The organism is Roseateles sp. (genome assembly GCF_965262435.1).
In the GTDB taxonomy this organism is placed as follows: domain Bacteria; phylum Pseudomonadota; class Gammaproteobacteria; order Burkholderiales; family Burkholderiaceae_C; genus Paucibacter_A.
Map to the genome: position 1 here is coordinate 145,777 of NZ_OZ253537.1, position 19,827 is coordinate 165,603.

General features: G+C 68.2%; 16 protein-coding genes. 8 read left to right on the forward strand and 8 right to left on the reverse strand.

Going from position 1 to position 19,827, the window contains the following annotated elements; all coding sequences use genetic code 11:
- The first annotated feature begins 2 nt into the window (after positions 1-2).
- Positions 3-236 carry a hypothetical protein gene (locus ACQY39_RS00680; RefSeq protein ID WP_428502994.1) on the forward strand — a complete coding sequence of 78 codons (234 nt, stop codon included), beginning with the start codon at positions 3-5 and terminating at the stop codon, positions 234-236.
- Between the two features lie 4 nt (positions 237-240).
- On the opposite strand, the gene ACQY39_RS00685 is transcribed toward ACQY39_RS00680, so the two are convergent.
- Complete coding sequence (locus ACQY39_RS00685; protein WP_428502995.1) at positions 241-2,319, reverse strand: ATP-dependent helicase; 2,079 nt, start codon at positions 2,317-2,319, stop codon at positions 241-243.
- A gap of 82 nt (positions 2,320-2,401) precedes the next feature.
- Between ACQY39_RS00685 and ACQY39_RS00690 the strand changes: the two genes are divergently transcribed.
- Both ACQY39_RS00690 and ACQY39_RS00695 read left to right on the forward strand, forming a co-directional pair.
- The gene (locus ACQY39_RS00690) at positions 2,402-3,169 is read left to right on the forward strand and encodes a substrate-binding periplasmic protein (protein WP_428502996.1); all 768 of its coding nucleotides are present in this window, start codon (positions 2,402-2,404) and stop codon (positions 3,167-3,169) included.
- Positions 3,170-3,289: 120 nt separating this feature from the next.
- Positions 3,290-4,858, forward strand: coding sequence for an alkaline phosphatase D family protein (locus tag ACQY39_RS00695; RefSeq protein WP_428502997.1), 1,569 nt, complete (start codon positions 3,290-3,292; stop codon positions 4,856-4,858).
- Here the strand turns inward: ACQY39_RS00695 and ACQY39_RS00700 are convergent.
- Entirely contained in the window at positions 4,837-6,078 is a 1,242-nt protein-coding gene (locus tag ACQY39_RS00700) for a serine/threonine protein kinase (protein WP_428502998.1), read from the reverse strand. The genes ACQY39_RS00695 and ACQY39_RS00700 overlap by 22 nt on opposite strands.
- A gap of 219 nt (positions 6,079-6,297) precedes the next feature.
- Between ACQY39_RS00700 and ACQY39_RS00705 the strand changes: the two genes are divergently transcribed.
- Together ACQY39_RS00705 and ppk2 are read left to right on the forward strand one after the other, a co-directional pair.
- On the forward strand, positions 6,298-7,278 hold the full coding sequence (locus tag ACQY39_RS00705; protein WP_428502999.1) for an AEC family transporter: 981 nt from the start codon (positions 6,298-6,300) through the stop codon (positions 7,276-7,278).
- 131 nt (positions 7,279-7,409) lie between these two features.
- The gene (ppk2, locus tag ACQY39_RS00710) at positions 7,410-8,567 is read left to right on the forward strand and encodes a polyphosphate kinase 2 (protein ID WP_428503000.1); all 1,158 of its coding nucleotides are present in this window, start codon (positions 7,410-7,412) and stop codon (positions 8,565-8,567) included.
- 113 nt (positions 8,568-8,680) lie between these two features.
- Here ppk2 and ACQY39_RS00715 read toward each other — a convergent pair whose 3' ends face one another.
- The 3 genes from ACQY39_RS00715 to ACQY39_RS00725 are packed head-to-tail and all read right to left on the reverse strand — an operon-like array spanning position 8,681 to position 12,463.
- Positions 8,681-11,254 carry an ATP-binding protein gene (locus tag ACQY39_RS00715; protein ID WP_428503001.1) on the reverse strand — a complete coding sequence of 858 codons (2,574 nt, stop codon included), beginning with the start codon at positions 11,252-11,254 and terminating at the stop codon, positions 8,681-8,683.
- Positions 11,255-11,259: 5 nt separating this feature from the next.
- Positions 11,260-12,048 (reverse strand): HD-GYP domain-containing protein, encoded by a 789-nt coding sequence (locus ACQY39_RS00720; RefSeq protein WP_428503002.1) that lies wholly within the window; start codon positions 12,046-12,048, stop codon positions 11,260-11,262.
- Positions 12,049-12,091: 43 nt separating this feature from the next.
- Positions 12,092-12,463 carry a response regulator transcription factor gene (locus ACQY39_RS00725; RefSeq protein WP_428503003.1) on the reverse strand — a complete coding sequence of 124 codons (372 nt, stop codon included), beginning with the start codon at positions 12,461-12,463 and terminating at the stop codon, positions 12,092-12,094.
- Between the two features lie 111 nt (positions 12,464-12,574).
- Here ACQY39_RS00725 and ACQY39_RS00730 point away from each other — a divergent pair, with 111 nt between their 5' ends.
- The 3 genes from ACQY39_RS00730 to ACQY39_RS00740 are packed head-to-tail and all read left to right on the forward strand — an operon-like array spanning position 12,575 to position 14,570.
- Complete coding sequence (locus ACQY39_RS00730; RefSeq protein WP_428503004.1) at positions 12,575-13,231, forward strand: response regulator; 657 nt, start codon at positions 12,575-12,577, stop codon at positions 13,229-13,231.
- A complete protein-coding gene (locus ACQY39_RS00735) occupies positions 13,228-14,016 on the forward strand; it encodes a response regulator (RefSeq protein ID WP_428503005.1) in 789 nt (262 codons plus the stop codon). The genes ACQY39_RS00730 and ACQY39_RS00735 overlap by 4 nt, the downstream gene beginning before the upstream one ends.
- Complete coding sequence (locus ACQY39_RS00740; RefSeq protein WP_428503006.1) at positions 14,013-14,570, forward strand: ECF-type sigma factor; 558 nt, start codon at positions 14,013-14,015, stop codon at positions 14,568-14,570. The genes ACQY39_RS00735 and ACQY39_RS00740 overlap by 4 nt, the downstream gene beginning before the upstream one ends.
- On the opposite strand, the gene ACQY39_RS00745 is transcribed toward ACQY39_RS00740, so the two are convergent.
- The 3 genes from ACQY39_RS00745 to ACQY39_RS00755 all read right to left on the reverse strand — a co-directional run bounded on the left by ACQY39_RS00745 (position 14,560) and on the right by ACQY39_RS00755 (position 19,618).
- A complete protein-coding gene (locus tag ACQY39_RS00745; protein ID WP_428503007.1) occupies positions 14,560-16,809 on the reverse strand; it encodes a protein kinase domain-containing protein in 2,250 nt (749 codons plus the stop codon). The two genes, ACQY39_RS00740 and ACQY39_RS00745, sit on opposite strands and share 11 nt — an antisense overlap.
- 35 nt (positions 16,810-16,844) lie before the next feature.
- Positions 16,845-17,729: a PEP-CTERM sorting domain-containing protein gene (locus tag ACQY39_RS00750; RefSeq protein ID WP_428503008.1), complete on the reverse strand. Its 885-nt coding sequence runs from the start codon at positions 17,727-17,729 to the stop codon at positions 16,845-16,847.
- Positions 17,730-17,830: 101 nt separating this feature from the next.
- Positions 17,831-19,618 (reverse strand): LuxR C-terminal-related transcriptional regulator, encoded by a 1,788-nt coding sequence (locus ACQY39_RS00755; protein WP_428503009.1) that lies wholly within the window; start codon positions 19,616-19,618, stop codon positions 17,831-17,833.
- Positions 19,619-19,827 lie beyond the last annotated feature (209 nt).

Here is a 19,827-nt window from a genome sequence, read left to right on the forward strand (position 1 = left end):
CCATGGCCAGCCCTGACAAAAAGAGCTTCGCCCTGCGCCTGGACCCGGCGCTCTGGGCCGAGATCGAGCGCCTGGCGGCGCAGGAGCTGCGCTCGGCCAATGCGCAGATCGAGTATTTGCTGCGCGAGGCCCTGGCGCGGCGCGGCATCAAACCGGCGGTGAACCGCAGCCCGCGCGGCCGGCCGCCCAAAGAAGGCGGCAGCGGCAGCGAGGACACAGACGCCAGCGAGCCTTGATCGATCAGCCGCCCGGCTTCTCGACCTGCGCCGCCTGCGCAGCATTGGACGCGGCGCCCTTGGCCGCAAAGGTCTCGCGCAGTCGCTTGAGCTTCTCGCGCGGGTCTTCCTTGCCCGAACCTTCGTTCAAGCGCATCTCGGTGATGAAGCGGCTCGGCACGCCCATCACCAGCTCACGGTTCTTCTTGCGCCGCCGCAAGGTGCTAACGGCCAAGGTGGTACGCGCCCGCGTGATGCCCACATACATCAGGCGCCGCTCTTCTTCCAGGCGCTGGGCGGTCATGTCCTCGTCATCGGCCTTGAAAGGCAGCAGTCCTTCGTTGACGCTGGCCAGAAACACATGCGGCCACTCCAGGCCCTTGGACGCATGCAGCGTGGTCAGGGTCACTTGGTCCTGCTCTTCATTGCGCTCGGACAGGGAGATGATGACACTGATGGTCTGCGCCACCTGCAGCACCGACTCCTTCTGCGCCTCCATGGTCGTGCCGCCGTCATTGGTGACCTGGCCGCCGCAACGCTTGGCCACCCAATCGACGAAGTCGAGCACATTGTTCCAGCGCGCCATGCCGACCTTCTCGTTCTCCTCGCTCTCGATCAGGTGCTGCTCGTAGCCGATGTCCTTGAGCCACTCCAGCAGCAGCGCCTTGGCCGGCTCGGCGCCCTCGGTGTGGCGGGCCCGGTATTCCAGCTCATTGACATAACGCCCAAATTCATGGAGCGAGCCGATCGCCTTCTTGCTCAGCACAGCCGCCAGACTCTCGGCGAACAAGGCCTCGTACATGCTGCACTTCCACTGACCGGCAAACTGGCTCAGCGCGCCCAGAGTCTGGTGGCCGATGCCCCGCTTCGGGGTGGTGATGGCGCGCAGGAAAGCCGGGTCATCGTCCTGATTGACCAGCAGGCGCAGCCAGGCACACAAGTCCTTGATCTCGCTCTTGTCGAAAAAGCTCTGGCCGCCTGAGACCTTGTAAGGGATGTTGGCGCGGCGCAGGGCCTGTTCGAAGATGCGCGCCTGGTGGTTGGCGCGGTAGAGGATGGCGAACTCCTTGAAGTCCTTGGCCTTGCCATCGCCGCGCAAGGCCTGGATGCGTGCCACCGCGCGCTCGGCCTCATGTTCCTCGCCATCCGACTCGATCAGGCTGACCGGCTCGCCGTCGCCGAAATCGCTCCACAGCTTTTTCTCGAACAGCTTGGGGTTGGTGGCAATGACATTGTTGGCCGCGCGCAGGATGGCGCCGGTGGAGCGGTAGTTCTGCTCCAGCGGGATCACCTTCAGATGCGGGTAGTCGACCGGCAGGCGCTTCAAGTTTTCAATGGTGGCGCCGCGCCAGCCGTAGATGCTCTGGTCGTCATCGCCCACGGCGGTGAACATGGCGCGCGGCCCGACCAGCACCTTGAGCAGGTCGTACTGCACGGCATTGGTGTCTTGATACTCGTCCACCAGCACATAGCGCAGCTGGTCCTGCCAGCGACCGCGCGCCTCGGCGTCCTCGCTGAGCAGGCGCAGCGGCAGGCTGATCAAATCATCAAAGTCCACCGCCTGGTAAGCGGCCAGGCGCTCCTGGTAGCGCTCCATGACAACGGCCGCGGCGCGTTCGTTGTCGTCGCGGGCCATGGCCATGGCCTGCTTGGGCGTCAGGCCCTGGTTCTTCCACATCGAGATGGTCCACTGCCAGGATTTCGCCTGGTTGGCGTCGACCGTGCCGCCGGCGTCGCGCAAAAGACCCAGCACATCGTCGCTGTCGAGGATGGAGAACTGCTCCTTCAGACCGACCCGCGTGCCCTCCTGGCGCAGGATGCGCACGCCCAGCGAGTGGAAGGTGGAAATCACGAGATCCTTGGCCGCGCGCGGGCCGATCAGGCTCTTGGCACGCTCGCGCATTTCCTGCGAGGCCTTGTTCGTGAAGGTGATGGCGCCGATGTGCTTGGCCGCATAGCCGGCCTGCAGCAGGCGCGCAATCTTTTGCGTGATGACGCTGGTCTTGCCCGAGCCGGCGCCCGCAATCACCAGGCAAGGACCATCCAAATGGTGGACGGCCTGGAGCTGGGCGGGGTTGAGCTTGGAGGCGGGCTTGGCGGACATGGCGAGCGGAGGGGAGGACGGGCGATGATAGCCATTCGTGGCAGCCGCCCGGCTCGCCGCCCATAAACTGCCCCGCATGCCGATGACCGCGCGCCTCCGTTCCACCGTCCTGCTGCTCTGTGGCCTGCTTTGCGGGGTGCTCGGCAATGCAGTCCAAGCCCGGGACCTGCTGGCCGTGGGCACACAGTTCCCACGTGTCCTGGAGCTGGACTCCAAAGGGCAGGCGCGCGGCATGGCCGTGGACCTGTTGAACAGGGCCGCGGCGCAGCAAGGCCACAGCCTGCGTTTCGAGATCCTGCCCTGGGCGCGGGCCCAGCTGATGGTGGAGCAGGGCCTGGCCGACGTCTTGATCGGCCCCTACCGCAGTCCGGAACGTCTGAGCCGTTTCCTGTTCTCTCAACTGCCTTTTTATGAGGACGCCCTGGTCTTCTACGCCAGCCCTGCCAAGGCCGAGCTGTGGCGCGGTGACTGGAGCAGCTTGTCCGGGCGCTCGGTCGGCCTGGTCCTGGGCTGGGCCTATGGCGAAGCCGTCGAGCATGCCCGCAGCAAGCTGCTGATCAGCAACCCCGGCGACGTCGCCACCGGTCTGCGCATGCTGCAACGCGGCCGCATCGAACTGCTGGCCAGCAACGAGCGCAACACCACGCCAGTGCTGGAGGCCCTGGGCCTGACGCAGCAGTTTGTGCCCTTGCAGCCGCCGATCGCCGTGCAGGCCGGGCACTTCGCCTACCCTCGCAACGCCCAGGGCGAAGCGCTGCGACTGGACCTGGACCGCAGCCTGGAGACGCTGCGCAGCACCGGCGTGCTGCGTGAACTGGGGCGGCAATGGGGAGTGAGGGTTCCGGATTGAGCCTGAGCAACAAGTCATGAGCCATGCGGGATGCGGGCTGAAACTGAGGCCGTGCGCCAATCAAAAGCTGCCGTCATCGGCGTCACGGAAACTGAGCCCGTCCACCTTTATGCTTCGCTCATGAACAGCTCAACGCCCTCCCCCCAGCGCCGTCGATTGCTTCTGAGTGCCCTGGCCGGCTCGACCGCCCCCCTCTTCATCCGCCACGCGCGGGCCGACTCGGTGGAGCGATTCGCGCTCGGTGTCGCCTCGGGCTGCCCGCGCCCGAGCACTTTGGTGCTGTGGACACGGTTGAGCGGGAGCGAGCTGCCGGCCCAGGTAAAGGTCGACTGGGAGCTGGCCGAAGACGAGGGCTTCACCAAGCCCGTGGCCAAGGGACAGGAGCTGGCTGTGGCCGCAGACGGCCACAGCGTCCATGCCGAGCCAGCCGGCCTCAAGCCAGACCGCTGGTACTGGTACCGCTTCACCGCCCTGGGCGCCCGCAGCATGACTGGGCGCACCCGCACGGCGCCGGCCGCAGATGCCAAGGTCAGCGAGCTGCGCTTCGCGATTGCCTCCTGCCAGCGCTGGGACCATGGCCGTTATGCCGCCTGGGCCGATATGGCGCGCCAGGAGCTGGACTTGGTGCTCTTCCTGGGCGACTACATCTACGAAAATGCCGCGGTCTCCAATGCATCGGCCAGCGGCCCGTCGCCACGCGTGCACCAAGGCGGTTTGTGCCGCAGCCTGGACGACTACCGGCAGCGCTATGCCCAGTACAAGAGCGACCCGGCGCTGCAGGCCATGCATGCCCGCGCCCCCTGGATCGTCACTTGGGACGACCACGAGGTCGACAACGACTGGGCCGGCGACAGCTCACAAGGCCTGGAGGCCGATTTTCCGCAGCGCCGCGTGGCGGCCGCCCAGGCGTATTGGGAACACATGCCATTCCCCAAAGCCTTGCGACCGCGCGGCCACGAGATCCGCATCCATGAGCGCTACGACTGGGGCCAGTTGGCGCGCATCATCAGCGTCGATGGCCGGCAATGGCGCGACCCGCAGGTCTGCCCCAAGCCCGGGCGCGGCGGCTCCAACACTTTGTCGATCAAGGACTGCCCCGACTTTCTCGATCCGCGGCGCAGCCTGCTGGGCGCCGCACAAGAACAATGGCTGGCGCAGAGCTGGGACGCTTCCCGAGCCTGGAATCTGCTCGCCCAGCAAACCTTGATGGCGCGCATGAACTGGCAAGAGAACCCCGAGCGCCCGGGCGTCTACTGGACCGATGGCTGGGATGGCTACCCGCTGGCCCGGCGGCGCCTGCTCAGCGAGATGGCGGCGCGCAAGCCTCGCAATGCCGTGGTGCTGGGCGGAGACGTGCATGCCAACTATGTGACCGATCTGCGCGCCGATTTCGACCTGCCCGTCGGCGCCGGCAACCCGGTGCTGGCGACGGAGTTCTGCGGCACCTCGATCAGCAGCCAGGGCCTGGACCAGAGCCGCATCGACCGGGCGCTGCCGCACAACCCGCATCTGCGCTATGGACGCGCCGACCAGCACGGCTATATGCGCTTCCAGCTCAGCCAAACCCAGCTGGAAGTGGAATTGCGCAGCGTCAAGGAACTCTGGGATGCGGGCAGCGCGCTCGAGGTCTCGGCACGCTTCGCGGTCGAATCAGGCCGGGCCGGCGCTCACTCGTTGAGCGAGACCTGACGTAGCTCGGCGCTGTCGGCCACCGGCGTGGCCCGCAAGGCACTGGCGCCTGTGGCCAACTGTTGGCGCGGGCGGTTCTCCTGCTGCACCGTGGGCGACGGCTGGGGTGCTGCCAAGGCCGCTTGGGTTTTTGCCATGGAGGTGGTGGCCGGGATGTTTTGTGCGGTCGCGGGCCCTTGCAGATACTGGCGCCCCAGCCAGCCGCCGACCAAGAGGCTGACCGCGATCACGCTGACCAGGGCCAATCGCTTGCTGCGCCGCGGCGACTCATGCAGTCCTCCGGCTCCTGCTTCCACAGTTTCCGTCGCGGCGTCAGCCGCGGCGGCGTCCTTGCCCGGCATCGGCGTCAGGCTCAGGGCGGAGTGATTTTCGCCCGCCAGCCAAGCCCGCAAATCGTCGGCCAAGGCCTCGGCGCTGACGTGACGGCGGTCGGCACGGGGTGCCACCGCCTTGTGCAGCAAGGCATCCAGACTGAACTGCTCGGCGCCACTGAGATTGGACCAACTGGCCGAGGGCGAGGCCTCATCGACATCGCCACCAAAAGCCGAGGGCAGCCGGCCATCGACCAGCATGTAGAGCAAGGCGCCGAGACCGTAGACCTCGCTGCCCAGGCTGGGCGGCTCGCCGGCCAAGGCTTCGGGGCTGGCGTAGCCGGGCACTGAGCCCAGGCCCATGCCGCGCTCAAACGGGTCTTCCGGGTCGGGCATGCGCATCAAGCCCATGCCCATCAGGGTGAGTCGCTGGTCGGGGGTGACCCAGATCATGCCGGGGTCCACCTCAGCCAGCAGCCAGCTTTGCTGGTGGGCATAGCGCAGCACCTCGCAAAGCTGCACCACCAGGCTCAAGCGAGCCCGCAAAGGCATGTGCGAACAGGCCCTGATGATGGGCTGGCCCTCGGCCCAGCCGAGGATCATGTAGGGCTGGCCCAAGGGCGTAACGCCGCTGTCGCTGGGCACGGAAATCTTGGCATGCGAGAGCTGGCCCAGGTCATGCGCCTGGTCGGCGAAACGCAGCATCACACCTGCGGCGCGTTCGCTGCGCGGCAGCACCAGCACGGCGCTGGACTGCCCCGTGGCCAGCGCATGTTGGGCGCGGTACCACTGGCCGCCGGGGCCGGCGTCGACGCCATGCACGGCGGCCGCGAGGCGCCAGACGCCCAGGGCTGTGCCTTCGCGCAGCGTGGTCGGTGCGGCCGGGGGGGGAAGGGCTAGTTCAGGCATTCGCATAGGGTTTGTGCTGACATGCTAGGGGATTGCGCCCGGCTTGGGGAAGAGGCGTGGCCCTCGAACCGGGGGGCCCCGCGCATTTGCTCACGCGATTCGGGGCTTATTCACACCCTCGGTGAGCCAGCACAAGCACTGCGGCCCAGGCCCGGGCTGCAATTCGGGTCGACTGGAGCCCGCCGTAGCCGTCTGGCCCTTGCGATACTGAAGCTTCATATGAGTGCCATTCTCGCCGTCACGCTGCCCTTTTTCGCCCTGGTCCTGTGCGGTTATGCGGCCGCTCGCCAAGGCCTGCTCGCAGAGAGCGCTATTCCGGGGCTCAACAGCTTTGTGCTGTTCTTCGCCCTGCCCTGCCTGCTGTTCCGCTTCGGCATGAACACGCCGGTGCTGCAACTGCTGAACCCGGCAGTGCTGGGCGTCTACTTGAGCGCCGCCCTGCTGGTCGTGGGTTTGTGCATTGCCCTGACCCTCTCGGCCCGGGTGCAGCTCAAGGATGCGGCCTTTGGCGCCCTCGTGGCCGCCTTTCCCAACACCGGCTTCATGGGCGTGCCCCTGCTGGTGGCCTTGCTCGGGCCGGCGGCGGCGGGGCCGGTGATCTGCACCATCCTGGCCGACCTGTTCTTCACCAGCTCGCTGTGCATCGCCCTGGCGCGCGCCCATGACGCGGTGGTCGGCGCTGATGGGCGCAGCGCCGCCGGCGCGGCAGCACGGCAAGCCCTGCGCGGCGCGCTGTCCAACCCCCTGCCCTGGGCCATCGCCCTCGGCGCGTTGGCCAGCGCCAGCGGCCTGCGCCCGCCCGGCCCCGTGGACAGCGTGATCCGCATGCTGGCGGATGCCGCCACACCGGTGGCCTTGTTCACCATCGGCGCCGTGCTCTGGCGAGCCGGCCGGCATGCGCACAGCCGCACACCGCCGGAGCTCTATCTGCCGGTGGCCGCGATCAAGCTGCTGCTGCATCCGGCCCTGGTGCTGGGCCTGGGCCTGGGCGCGCGCCGTCTGGGCCTGCCGTTGGGCGGCTTCGAGCTGACCGTTCTGACCCTGGCGGCCGCCCTGCCCAGCGCCAGCAATGTCTCCCTGCTGGCCGAACGTTATGGCGCCGACAACGGTCGCATCGCCCGCATCATCCTGGCCAGCACCAGCCTGGCCTTCCTGAGCTTCAGCGGCCTGGCCTGGTGGCTGCAAAGTCACCCGCTCTGAGCGCCCTCGTGAAGCCAGACACGGTCGGCGCTCGGTTCAAGCGCCCTCCGAAACTGCTTCTTGAGCTGCATCAAGGCAAGGCGGCCGCAGGGGTGAGAATGTGACGGATTCATGACAAACCGAATCACGCCATGAGCACAGCCGCACGCAAGACCGCACCCGTCGCCCCCAAGAGCCGCAGCAGCGCCACCAAGCCGGCGCCCCGCCGCAGCCGCAGCGGCGACACCGCCGGCCGCCAGGACCCGGCCGGCATTGCCCGCCACGTCGTCAAGGAGGCCGTGGCCGCCGCCCAGGCGCGCGAGTTGGAGGCCTTGAAGGACATCGTTGCCCGCCAGGGTCCGACGGCATTGGCTTCCTCGGTGCGCGCCGTCGTGGCCGGCTGCGCACCCGACGATGCCTTGGCCCTGCGCCAGGCCTTGCTGCAGGAGCTGCAGACACCCGAAGGCAGCGAAGCCGGCGTCGACCCCGACCAGGCCCTGTCCAGCCACTGGCGCCACGGCGCCTACCCTTACAAGAACCTGCTGTCGCGCAAGAGCTACGAGAAGCAGAAATACCAGCTGCAGGTCGAGCTGCTCAAGCTGCAGGCCTGGGTCAAGAACAGTGGCCAGCGCCTGGTCATCCTGTTCGAGGGCCGCGATGCCGCTGGCAAGGGCGGCACGATCAAGCGATTCATGGAACACGTCAACCCGCGCGGCGCCCGGGTCGTGGCGCTGGAAAAACCCAGCGAGGTCGAACGTGGCCAGTGGTATTTCCAGCGTTATGTGCAGCACCTGCCGACAGCCGGTGAGATCGTGCTGTTCGACCGCAGTTGGTACAACCGCGCCGGCGTCGAACGTGTGATGGGGTTTTGCAGCAACGACGAGTACACCGAGTTCATGCGCCAGGCGCCCGAATTCGAGCGCAATCTGGCGCGCAGCGGCACGCATCTGGTCAAGCTCTGGTTCTCGGTCAGCCGCGAAGAACAGCGCCGTCGCTTCAAGGAGCGCGAGGCCCATCCGCTCAAGCAATGGAAGCTCTCGCCGATCGACCTGGCCTCGCTGGACAAATGGGACAGCTACACCAAGGCCAAAGAGGCGATGTTCTTCCACACCGACATCGCCGAGGCGCCCTGGACCGTGGTCAAGTCGGACTGCAAGAAGCGCGCACGCCTGAACGCCCTGCGCCATGTGCTGCACCAGCTGCCCTATACCAACAAGGACCTCGACAAGATCGGCCCCCTGGACCCCTTGCTGGTCGGCCGGGCCAATGTGGTCTACGAGCGCGGAGAGGGCCAGGGCCAGGGCACCTGAGCGGCCATGACGCCGGCCTTGCGAATCAGCGGCCCCTCGGGGCCGCGGTCCAGCACAGCAGCCAGCAGGCCCGGCATGAAGTTTTCAATCTGGGCGCGGGGCTTGCCCTGGCCTCAATCGAGGCTGCTCATCAGCTGCGAATCGCCCGCCTGACGCAGGGGCAGGTAAATGTGGAAGATGGCGCCGGGGTTGTCGCTGCCGTCGTCGACGCGGTTCTCTGCGTAGATGCGACCCCCGTGGATCTCGATGATCTTGCGGCAGATGGCCAGGCCCAGTCCGGTGCCACCCGAGCCGTCCTTGGTCTGGCTCGACTGCACAAAAGCATCGAAGATCTTTTCCAGCTCCTTCGGCGGAATGCCTGGCCCTTGATCGGCCACGGAGATGTGGACCTCGCCCTGCGGCGCCAGAGCGGCGCGCACATCAAGGGCGCCACCCTCGGGTGAGAACTTGATGGCATTCGCCATGACGTTGCGGATCACTTGCTGAAAGCGCAGCGGGTCGACCTTGGCGGCCAGCGGCGTGGCCGGTTGGCGCAGCGACAGGCGCAAGGTCCGCCGCGCCATCAGCGGCTCGAGTTCGCGCATCACGCCCTGGATCAGGCCGCGCAGGTCGCAGCGTTCCAGGTCGAAAGTGCCGACCGAACTCTCGATCTTGGACACATCGAGCAGGTCGTTGACCAGGGCCAGCATGCGCTGCCCGGCCTGCTGGATGTCCTGGAACATGCCGCCCAGCTTGGCCTGCTCGCCCGAACGCGCCAGCCCGAGCTCGGAAAAGCCGAGGATGGACTGCAGCGGCGTGCGCAGCTCGTGGCTGATATTGGCGACGAACTCGCTCTTGGCGCGCGAGGCTTCCTGAGCGACGTCGCGGGCCTCGCGGGTGGCCCGCTCGGCGGCGCGGAACTCGCTGACATCTTCCAGCGTGCACAGAATGCCGGCGACCCCGCCGTTCTGATCGGGCACGCGCACCTTGGTGATCAGCATGTCGCGCAGGCTGCCGTCGCGGTGCTTGATCTGGGTCTCGTAACGGATGCGGCCGCCCTCACGCAGCAAGCGTGCGTCCTGCTCCTCATGAACCGAGCACTCGGCCCGGGGCATGAAGCCGCCGACCGCCTGGCCGATGGTGGCGAAGCGGCTGCGGCCGGTGAATTCTTCCCAGGCCTGGTTGACGGTGACGTAATGCCCGGCCACATCGAACATGGACACCGGCAAGGGACTCATCTCCTGCAGCAGCGCACTGAAAGCCAGCTGGTGCTGCAGGCTCTGCTGCGCTTCGCAGCGCTCGGTCACATCGACGGCGCTGCCGGCAAAACCCGTCAGGCCCTGGCCACGGACCTCCTGCAAGGGCAGGACGGACATCTCAAAGCGGCGCATCCGGCCATCGGGCGCCAACAAGGCGAACTGGGCCGTGCGCGCCTCTTCGAGCGGGCCGCGTGGGTCGAACAAGGCCTGCACCCTCGCGCGGTGTTCCGGAACCACCAAGTCGGCCAGGAACAGGCCCTGGGCATCCCGGCTCGGCAAGGCGCTGAGGCTGGCCCAGCGGGCATTGACAAAGCTGATGGCACCGCTGGCGTCGGTGCGGAACACAAACTCCTGCAGGCTGCGCAGCAACACGCGCAACTCCTGCTCGCGGGCCGCCACACGCTCATGAGCCCGGCTCAGCGCCGCCCGCCCGCGCGCACTGTTGCTCAGGCTGCGCAAGACCACCCAGGTCGTGCCGGCGATGAGCAGGATGCCGGCCACAGCGATGCCGAGCAAGACGTGGAGCATGTCGCGCCAGCCTTGCAGGGCCAAGTCCACGGGCTGCTCGACCAGCAGCACCAGCGGGCGGGTGCGCGAGGCGCGGAAGGCCACCACCTGAGATCCTGCAACCGCACCGGCGCCCACATAACTGCCAAACTCAGTTGCGGGCAGCCAGTCACTGAAGACCGGATGGGCACTCAAGCGGCTGCCGGGTGCCTGGGGCACGCTCTCACTGCTGGCCAGCAGCTGGCCGTCAAAGCTGCTCAGCAAGGCGGCGCCCTGCAGATCGGCCAGGGCCTGACTCTGGTAATTGGCCAAGGTATCGGGGTTGATCATGGCCAGCAACAGCAGGCGCCGACCGCCGCCCAGATTCAGCGGGCGCAGCAAGGGCAACATGCTGACTGGCGACGTCACCGGGCCGGCGTGCAGATCGCGCACGCCGCGGCCGGGCAAGAGACGGCCCAGGCGGTCAGAGCCCTCGCTGGGCCAGTTGCCCAGCAAGCTCAGATCAACCTGCAGTCCGGCCTCGCCCGCCTCCGAGCTGGCAAGCACCCGGCCTTGAGGGGTCAGCAGCGCCACACTGCGCAGCACCGTCTGCCCTTGCAGGGCCTGGCGCAGGCCGGTCTGGGTGGTGATGGCGTCGCCACTGCCGCTGGCAGCATCGGCGCTCAGCCAGTTCGGCAACGAAGGACTCTCGGCAAGAACACGCAAGCTCAGCGATGCGGCCTCGACGGCACGGGTGATCTGGTCTTCCAGCACCCGGCTCATCAGCTCGGCCCGGGCCCGCGCGGCGCTCAACGCTTCGTTGCGCTCGTACCAGGCCAGCACAGCCAGGGCCAGCAGCAAGGCCAAGCTCAACAAACCCGCGCTCAGGTAGACCCGCAGCCGCTGCCGCTGGGCCGGCCGGTCGTGGGTCTGGATCGTGGTCGTAGAGGAGCGCGTGCCCATGGTGCTCAACCTTCGTCGATCAGGGTTTCAAAACTGGGCGGATCCGCGTTGATCCGCTCGCGCAGCGCAATCATCTCGCCCGCGTTGGCCAGCAGCAGGTCCACCAGCATGGGGTCAAAAGCCAGGCCGCGTTGCTCGGCCAGCATCTGCAGCGCTATGGCATCGTCATACGCAGGGCGGTAGCAGCGGTCCATGGTCAGGGCATCAAAGAAGTCGACCACGGCGACGATGCGTCCCGAGAGAGGGATTGCCGCGCCAGCCAGACCCAAGGGGTAGCCGGCGCCGTCCCAGCGCTCATGGTGATTCATGGCCACCTCGGCGGCGAGCTGAAACAAGGGGATGCGGGAGCGACCGAGGATCTGTGCCCCCATCAGCGGGTGGCTGTTCATGATGCGCCGTTCCTCGGCACTGTAAGTGCCGGGCTTCTTCAGCACATGGTCGGGCACACCGATCTTGCCGATGTCATGCATGGGCGCGGCCCAGCGCAACATGCGCGCGGCCGGCGCCGTCTGGCCGGCCAGCAGCGCCAGCGCTTCCGCCAGGAAGCCGATGCGCAAGATGTGCACACCGGTGTCGTCGTCGCGAAAGTCGGCGGCGCGCGCCAGACGCAGCAAGGCCTCGTGGTGGGCGCGGGTCACCTCGCGCAAGGCCTCATTGCGCTCGTGGTACATGCGCCCCAGGTCGGAGATGATGCACTCCATCTGGGCCGAAGCGGCAGCATCGAACCGCAGGCTGGAGGGCTGAAGAAGTTCGGGGGCCGCCAGCAGATCGGCCGGATGCGCTGAAGTCGTCATGAGCATGATTGCAAAGCCTTCGCCGGAAACGTCAAGGCGGTGTTCAGTCGATCAGCCACAGCGCAGCCAGGCTGTCGATCAGCTGCAAGGGGCTGAAGGGCTTGACCAGATAGTCATGGGCGCCGGCCTTCAGGCCTGCTTCCCTGTCGCGCGCCTGGCCACGGGCACTGAGCAAGATGACATGGGTGTTGCGCAGCGTCGGGTCGGCGCGCATCTGGCGGCAAGCCTCCAAGCCATCGATGCCGCCAGGCATCATCACGTCCATGAGCACGAAGTCCGGCAGCAGCTTGCGGGCCTGCTCCATGGCGGCATCGCCGTTGGCCGCCTCGTGGATTTCGTAGTCCTCGAATTCCAGCGTCATGCGGATCAGCCGGCGGATGTCCGCATGGTCATCGACGATCAGGATCTTCTTCATGGCGGGGACTCCGGTCAGATTTCATTTCAGTGCGGCTAATTTATCATTTATATCAATTGATGGTCGGGAAAAAATGCGTGTGCTTCCGTATAAATTCGGCAAAATCACACAATGACTGAATCAAACAAGCGCAGTGACGAAGACAGTGCCGATTTCAGCACCATGGAAGTGGCGCGCATGCTGGGCCTGGCGGTGCGCTCGGTGCAGCTGATGGTGGACCGCGGCGAACTGACCGCCTGGAAGACGCCGGGCGGGCACCGCCGGATCTCCAGCGAATCGGTGCGTGCCTGGCAGCTGCAGCGCCAAGGCCCGGGCGCCCTGGCGCGCAGCGCAGCGCGGGCCGCCCTGCCGCAGCCCGACAACGGCACCGCGGCCAAAGCCAAACCCCTGCGCATCCTGGTGATCGAAGACTCGGTGCACTACCAGAACCTGATCGGCATGCTGCTCAAGCAGCAATTCCCCGAACTCGAATTGCACAGTGCCCACGACGGCATCGTCGGCCTGGCCATGGTCGGCCAGCTGCAACCCGAAGTGCTGATCGTCGACATCCTGCTGCCTGGCATCGACGGCGCCACCTTGATCACCAGCTTGCGCTCCCATGTGCAGTTTGCGCACAGCCGCCTGATCGTCGTCACCTCGCTGGACGAGGACCAGCGCCAACCCTTTGCCTTTGCCCTGAGTGGTGTGCCGGTGGTGCACAAACCGCGCCTGGTGCTGGACCTGCCCGCCGCCTTGCACGCGGCACTGGCCGCGGGAGCCGCCGAGTGAGCGCCCTGGCCCAAGGGTCCGCGCAGCGGCGCGTGCTGCTGGTCGAGGACGACCCCTCACTGCAGCGCTTCGTCAGCATGGTGCTGGAAGACCTGGCCGTGGAATTGACCGTCTGCGGCGATGTCGGCTCGGCCTTGCTGGCCCTGCGCCGCAGCGCATTCGATCTGCTCATCACCGACCTGATGCTGCCCGACCGCTCGGGCCTGGACCTGCTGGCCGAGCTGCAGGCCCTGCCAGCGCTGCGCGGCAGCGCGCGCCTCGTGGCCTTCAGCGCCGGCCTGCAGCCCGAGGTGCGCAGCCGCCTGCAGACCTTGAACGTCGAACGCTTGCTGTTCAAGCCCTGCAGCGTCGGCGAACTGGAGGCCTGCGTGCTCGAGGTCCTGGGCCCAGTGCCCGCGGCCAGCGATGCGCCCACGCCGCCGCCGCAGCAGCAGCCCGCGCCGCAGGCCGACCAGGAGGCCATCTTGCGCAATTTCGGCGGTGACGCGGCGCTCTACCGCGGCTTTCGGGCCGCAAGCCTGGAGCAGTTCGCCCAGGACCTGCAGGAAGGCGAACGCGCCTGCACGACTCGCGACACCCCGGCGTTGCGGCGCCTGGCCCACAGCCTCAAGAGCGTGCTCCTGATCCTTGGCCTGGACGGCAGCAGCGATCTGGCGAACCGCCTGGAACGGTTGCTCGAGCAAGCACTGAACGCAGGCAGCGCCTGGCCGGCCGAGGCAGATGGCCTGTGGCAGGAGCTCAGCCTGCAGCTGCGCGCCATCCGGGCCGACACGCCCGAGCCATGAGTCCACAGCGGCCGGCGGCTGATGCCATCGAGCCCGGCGCGGCCGAGCCCCGATTCGCAGCGCTGTACGAAGAGCTCAAGCTGATCGCCCGGGCGCGCTTGCGCCGCGCCGGCCCGTCACGCCTGCACCTGAACACGACCGCGCTGGTGCACGAGAGCTTTCTGCGCCTGAATCGCAGCGATGTCGCGCCCCACTTTGCCAGCTCCGGCCATTTCCTGGCCTATGCCGCCCGGGTCATGCGCTCGGTGATCGTCGACCTGGCGCGTGAACAAGCGGCCGAGCAACGCGGCGGCGGCCAGGCCGATCTGAGCCTGGACACCGAAGGCCTGGCCGCCCTGCCGGGCGCGAGCCCGGAGCCGGCCGTGCTGGCGGTGCATGAGGCCTTGCTGGCCCTGCAGGACCTGGAGCCGCGCTTGGCCCAGGTGGTGGAGCTGCGCTATTTCGGCGGGCTCAGCGAGGGCGAGATTGCCAGCAACCTGGGCCTGACCGAACGCACCGTCCGGCGCGACTGGCAAAAAGCCCGCGCCTTGCTGCTGAGCATGCTCACGGCTTGAACGGCGGCCCGGCCGCAGCGCTCCATGCACAAGCAGCCACCGCGCTGCGCAGCAAGGCGGCACGCCCATCCATGCTTGCCTGCGACGCGACGCCGCTCAGCGCCGGCTCCGGCCAGGCTTCACGCCACAGGCGCTCGGCCTGCGCCCAAGCTTGGGCCTGCAGCGGTCCGGCCGGCGTGGCGCAGCCCAGCTGCAGTCGCTGCGCGACCACAGCCCAGGCCAGCGGGTTGCGCAGGCCGATGCTGCCGCGCAGCAAGACCACGGCTTGATCCAAGTCCTCTCTAGGCCCGCTGCTGGCCTGAGGCAGGGCAGAGCGAACCTGTGCGCGCAGCGCCAGCAAGCGGGCGTGGTCCAAGGCGATATAGGGCTCCGCCTTGGGCAGCAAGGCCAGGGCCTGGTCCACGGTGAGCAGCGCCGCCCTTGCATCGCCCTCCTTCAACTGCAAGGCGGCCCAATGGCTGAGCGCAGCGATGCGGCCGCTGTCCTGCGGTGCCGCCTCGGCATAGAGACGCAGCGCTTGTTGCAGCACGGCACTGCGCTCGCTGGCGGCGAAACCACGCTCGACCAGCACATCGTGGCGCGCCAGGGTCCACTCGGCGCGCAGCAGGCCGGTGGCCGGCAGCTGCGTGTCCAACTCGCCCAGCACCCGAGCCGCGGCCTCGCGCTGATCCGCCGACCACAGGGCCCAGAACAAGGAGAGGCCGGCCTCCGTGCTGCGCGCATGACCCGCCCCGAGGCGCTGCTTGAGCAGGCGCCAGCGCAAACCCGCCAGCTCCAAGCTGCGCGCCTCATCGCTGAGATAAACCGCCACCGTGGCGCTGAGCCGCAAGAGTTCCTCGGCCAGCTCGGGGTCGCTGGGCAGGCGTTGCTCGATCTGCGCCATCTGCTGCTGCAGCAGGCGGCGCATGCCGGCGGCGGGGTCCTGGGCATCGGCCTGGCGCGGGTCCAGGGTCTTGAAGAGTTCCAGCAAGTACGTCTTGATCGCCTCGGCGCGGCGCGCCTGTTCGGCCGCCTCGCGCGCCTGCCACCAGCTGCTTGCCAGCCCCAGACCGAGGCTGAGGCTGACCGCCCCCGCCGCCGTCAGCAGCAGCCAATGCCGGCGCGCCGCCTTGAGTTGGCGCGCCAGCCAGGAGATGCGGCGCGCCTGCAGCGGCAGGCCCGCCAGGTGGCGACCGATGTCATCGCTGAAGGCCTGGACCGAACCATAGCGCTGGGCCGGTTCGCGCGCCAGGGCCTTGGCCAGCAAGGCATCGATATCGCCGCGCAGCCAACGCTGCAGGCGCCGCCGGCTCAAGCCGCAGTGCTCGGCATGACCGGGCTGCACCGACTCGGAGGCCAGCAAGGGGCCGGCGCTGTCTGGTACGGGCGGGCGGCCACACAGCAGCTCCTGCAGCACCGCCCCCAGTGCGTAAACATCGGTGGCCACGCTGATCGTGCCGCCCTGGACCTGTTCGGGCGCGGCATAGGCCGGTGTCGCCAACAGCAATCGGCTCGGCTCGCCCAGCGCGGGCTCGGGCCGCAGCAGCTTGGCAATGCCGAAGTCCAGCAGCTTGACCTCGCCATGCTCAGTCACCATCAAATTCGACGGTTTCAGGTCCCGATGCACCAGCAAGCAACCATGGGCGTGCTGCACCGCCGCCATCACCTGCTGCATCAGACGCAAGCGCTCCCGCGGCGCCAGCGCACGGGCTTGGCAGTGAGCGCTGATGTTCAGGCCCGGCACGTACTCCAGCGCCAGCCAGGGCTGCAGCTCGCCGCCGGGCAGTTCGGCCGTGCCGGCGTCATAAAACTGAGCGATATGGGGGTGCTGCAAGGCCGCGAGGATGTCACGCTCCTGGGCAAAGCGCCGCCGCCCCTGGCCCAGCAAAGCCAGGGCATGGGGCAGCTTGAGCGCCACCTGACGCTGGTAAGCGCCGTCACAGCGCTCGGCCAGCCAGACCTCGCCCATGCCCCCCTGTCCCAGTCGGCGCACAAGGCGCCAAGGCCCCAGCACCTGATCCGGGCTGAACTCAGGCTCGCCCACCGTCTCGCTGCCCAGCCGCATGGCGGGCAGCTCCAGGCGCGGCGTCGCCGGCCCGTCCTGCGCCAGCACCCGGGCCAGGGCCGGACGCAAATGCAGCGCAGCGGGCGGCAGCGCCTGCAACCAAGCGGCGCGCTCAGCCTCCGGCAGATCCAGGGCCGCGTCCAGCAGGGCCGAGAACTCGGGCCAATCCACAGCGGCGCAGGGCAAGCTCGTCATGGGCAGCCATGATGCCAGTGCGGCCGAACAGAACGTCAGGACTGCGGGCGGCGCCGTTGCTGAAGCCTCAGGCCAAGGCCCAGCAGACCGAGCGCCAGCAACGCCGCGCTGGAGGGCTCGGGCACGGCGCTGACCGTGAAGTCATGGCCGCTGGCACCGACCGTGTTGAGCGCCGCCACCGAAGGGCGCAGATAGAAATTCGCCGTGTGGCTGAAGTCGGACTGAGCCCAGCGCGCCAGAGTGGCACTGGAGTCGACCGAGGCGCTCGCGTACAACATGCCCGAGACCATCAAAGAATGGCCAACCTCGGTGTCCAGAGCCAGGCTGTACCAGCCCGTGCTCTGCGTCTTGGCGTTCCAGCTGAAGATCTTCTGGGTGTTGCTGGTCCGGTCCGTGAGGCGAATCTCGGCCAGGCCGTCGACGGCCAAGTGCCCACCCATCTCGAAAGAGGGCTGACTGATCTGCCCCTCGATCCACAGCAGCAATTCATAGCGCACTGGCGCGCCCAAGGCCAGCCCGGCGCCCTGAACCTGCACGGTGTCGGCAAAGGTGGCCTGGGCTGTGCCGAAAGAGTAGCCGTAGTAATGCGGCGCCGGGATGCCGCTCGGGTAGGCCGATTCGGCAAAAGCCTTGAGCCGTCCCATCGACGCCTCCAAGCTGGCCCAGCCATAGCCGCCATTGCTGCCGTCGACCCGGGCCGCCAGGCTCTGTGGCACTTGCGCCTCGGGCCGGTCCATCCAGTTGAAGTGCTCGGTGCGCGTGAGGTCCTCGCGCGGCCCCGGCGCAAAGGTCGAGGCCAGGGTGTTGACATGGCCGGTGATCTGGTAGTTCTGGGCCTGCGCACCGGCCGCCGCCAACAGCAAGCCCAGCGCCAGGCACAAGCCCGCACCGCTGCGTGTCATCGAGTTTTGGGTCTTCATCTTCCGCTCCTTGAATGCCGAACGCGCACCATGCGCACTCGCTTCAAGCCAACGGAAACCGGGCGCTGAACCCGGACATGGCGAACTAGGGGGGCCTGCGTTCAGACGCCGCTGTGCAGCATGCCCAAGGTGCGTGCACGTGTCACTGCATGGCGGCGCGAACCGGCGGCCAGCTTGCCGTACAGGCCCTTGAGGTGCCATTTCACGGTCTCAGTGCTGACCCCCAGGGACTGGGCAATTTCCTTGTTCGAGTAGTTGCGCGCCAGCAGTTGCAGGATCTGGCTTTCCTTGGGCGTGAGGGACTCGGGGCCGGCGCTGAGCGGACCGGGCGCCGGCTGGGTAGGTTCCACGGCCGGCCGCAATGACGGGGGCGCCACCGGCTCGCTGGCACGCGCGGCCAGCAGGCTGCGGTAGCCCAGCAGATGCAGCATGGTGCGCGGGTCCTTGAGCTTGAGTGCATCGCCCTGCTCGTGGGCCAGGCGGGCCAGGCGGGCGTAGGAGTAGGCCTGGGCCATCTCGTCGGCCTCGGCCCAGGCGTCGGCCAGATAGGCCAGCAGGGCCGGAGGTGGCTTCCAGCCCGGGATGCTCATGCCGCGGTGCAAGGCGGTCTGGGCGAAATGGATGGTGGCACTGGGCGCGGTCATGCCGGGCGGCGGCGGCAACTTGGCGCCGCCGTGGCGGTGCACCTCGGCCAGGGCTTCGGCCAGCTCGACGGCCAGCGCCGTGTAGCCAAAGCGTTCGATCAGCGCCTGCGCCTCGCTGGCCGCAGCCAGGGCCGCTTCGGTGGCGCCCAGCTGGGCCTGGGCGCGGGCCTGGCGCACCAAGTTCAGGGCCAGGTTCACATTCGACTGGGCGGCGCGGTAAAGGGCGATGGCCTCGTCCATCACCGCCACCGAGGCCGGCGCCTGGCCCAGGGACAGCAGGGTCAAGGCCAGCTCGCTGCAGGCAAAGGCCTTGATGGTGCCGGGCGGCGCCACCCGCAGCAGGGCCAGGGCTTCGTGCAGCACGGTCTGGCTTTCCTCGAAGCGGCCCAGATGGCGCAGCACCCGGCCGATCTGCGTCTGGCTGGTGCCCATCAGCACCGGCCAGCCGGTGCGCGCGGCCAGCTCGGCCGCCTGCTCGAAGCAGCTGGCGGCATTGTTCAGGTCACCGAGCTCCAGCCAGGCATTGCCGGCATTCATGGTGACGATGCAGACAAAGCGCCGCATGCCCATGCCGCGCGCCAGCTCGGCCGCGCGCAGGAACAGGCCCGCAGCGGTGGCCGGCTCGCGCAGGCACAAGGGGAAGGCCTGGGCTGCCAGCTGCCAGGCTTCGGCCGCCGGGCCGCCAGCGACCGGGGCACCGCTGGTGGCGGGCGCGTGTTCATCGGCCGACTGGCTGATGCTGAACTCACTGCAGGCCACCCCGCGGGCAATGCCGGCGCGCTGGGCGTCGCCGCTGGCGGCGCAGACCGACTCGGCCTGGCGCAAGGCCTGCAGCTCGCGGCTGCGCTCGCCGCTGGCCTTGGCCAGGGCCGCCTCGACCAGCCAGCAGTCGCCCACGGCCCAGGCGTAATCGGCCTCACTCAGGCCAAGCAGGCAGGCACGCGCACGGCGCAGCTGGGTGTGGGCCTCGTCCAAACGGCAGAAATGCACGGCGATCTCGCTGGCCGCCAGGGCCAGGCGCAGGCCCAGGCGCGCAGCCAGCGGCGGCGGCAGGGGCTTGCCTGCGGCCTGGGCGATGGCCAGGCGGCGCTCGCTCTCGGCGATCAGCTTGAGGGCACGCAGGCTGTCGCGCTGGCGCAGATGCCAGGCCATCTCGGCCAGGGCTTGCAAACGGGCGAGGCCGCCGGCGTCCTCCAGCTCCTGCTCCAGCCCGGCCAACTCCTCATCGCACAGCTCGAACTTCATGACCAAAGTCTAGGGGCAGCCCCAGGTCTGCCGCCTCAGGCAAAGCCCCCACCCATGGGGTCCGGCCGGGCCTCCAAAACCCTTGGGGTCAGCCCCAGTCCGCCCCGTGCTGCACCACTTTGCACCAGAGCGGTGCCCGGCACGCACGCGAGGGCTCAGGTTTTCCCGGGTGGGCGACGGTCACCCCTCCACCCGCGGCGGGGGGGGTG

Excerpts from the sequence above, each read along its gene's own strand:
- ACQY39_RS00750 (WP_428503008.1), bottom strand. The coding sequence starts at position 17,729 with ATGAAGACCCAAAACTCGATGACACGCAGCGGTGCGGGCTTGTGCCTG.
- ACQY39_RS00690 (WP_428502996.1), top strand. The coding sequence starts at position 2,402 with ATGACCGCGCGCCTCCGTTCCACCGTCCTGCTGCTCTGTGGCCTGCTT.
- ACQY39_RS00705 (WP_428502999.1), top strand. The coding sequence starts at position 6,298 with ATGAGTGCCATTCTCGCCGTCACGCTGCCCTTTTTCGCCCTGGTCCTG.
- ppk2 (WP_428503000.1), top strand. The coding sequence starts at position 7,410 with ATGAGCACAGCCGCACGCAAGACCGCACCCGTCGCCCCCAAGAGCCGC.
- ACQY39_RS00730 (WP_428503004.1), top strand. The coding sequence starts at position 12,575 with ATGACTGAATCAAACAAGCGCAGTGACGAAGACAGTGCCGATTTCAGC.
- ACQY39_RS00725 (WP_428503003.1), bottom strand. The coding sequence starts at position 12,463 with ATGAAGAAGATCCTGATCGTCGATGACCATGCGGACATCCGCCGGCTG.
- ACQY39_RS00720 (WP_428503002.1), bottom strand. The coding sequence starts at position 12,048 with ATGACGACTTCAGCGCATCCGGCCGATCTGCTGGCGGCCCCCGAACTT.
- ACQY39_RS00695 (WP_428502997.1), top strand. The coding sequence starts at position 3,290 with ATGAACAGCTCAACGCCCTCCCCCCAGCGCCGTCGATTGCTTCTGAGT.
- ACQY39_RS00740 (WP_428503006.1), top strand. The coding sequence starts at position 14,013 with ATGAGTCCACAGCGGCCGGCGGCTGATGCCATCGAGCCCGGCGCGGCC.
- ACQY39_RS00755 (WP_428503009.1), bottom strand. The coding sequence starts at position 19,618 with ATGAAGTTCGAGCTGTGCGATGAGGAGTTGGCCGGGCTGGAGCAGGAG.
- ACQY39_RS00715 (WP_428503001.1), bottom strand. The coding sequence starts at position 11,254 with ATGGGCACGCGCTCCTCTACGACCACGATCCAGACCCACGACCGGCCG.
- ACQY39_RS00700 (WP_428502998.1), bottom strand. The coding sequence starts at position 6,078 with ATGCCTGAACTAGCCCTTCCCCCCCCGGCCGCACCGACCACGCTGCGC.
- ACQY39_RS00680 (WP_428502994.1), top strand. The coding sequence starts at position 3 with ATGGCCAGCCCTGACAAAAAGAGCTTCGCCCTGCGCCTGGACCCGGCG.
- ACQY39_RS00685 (WP_428502995.1), bottom strand. The coding sequence starts at position 2,319 with ATGTCCGCCAAGCCCGCCTCCAAGCTCAACCCCGCCCAGCTCCAGGCC.
- ACQY39_RS00745 (WP_428503007.1), bottom strand. The coding sequence starts at position 16,809 with ATGACGAGCTTGCCCTGCGCCGCTGTGGATTGGCCCGAGTTCTCGGCC.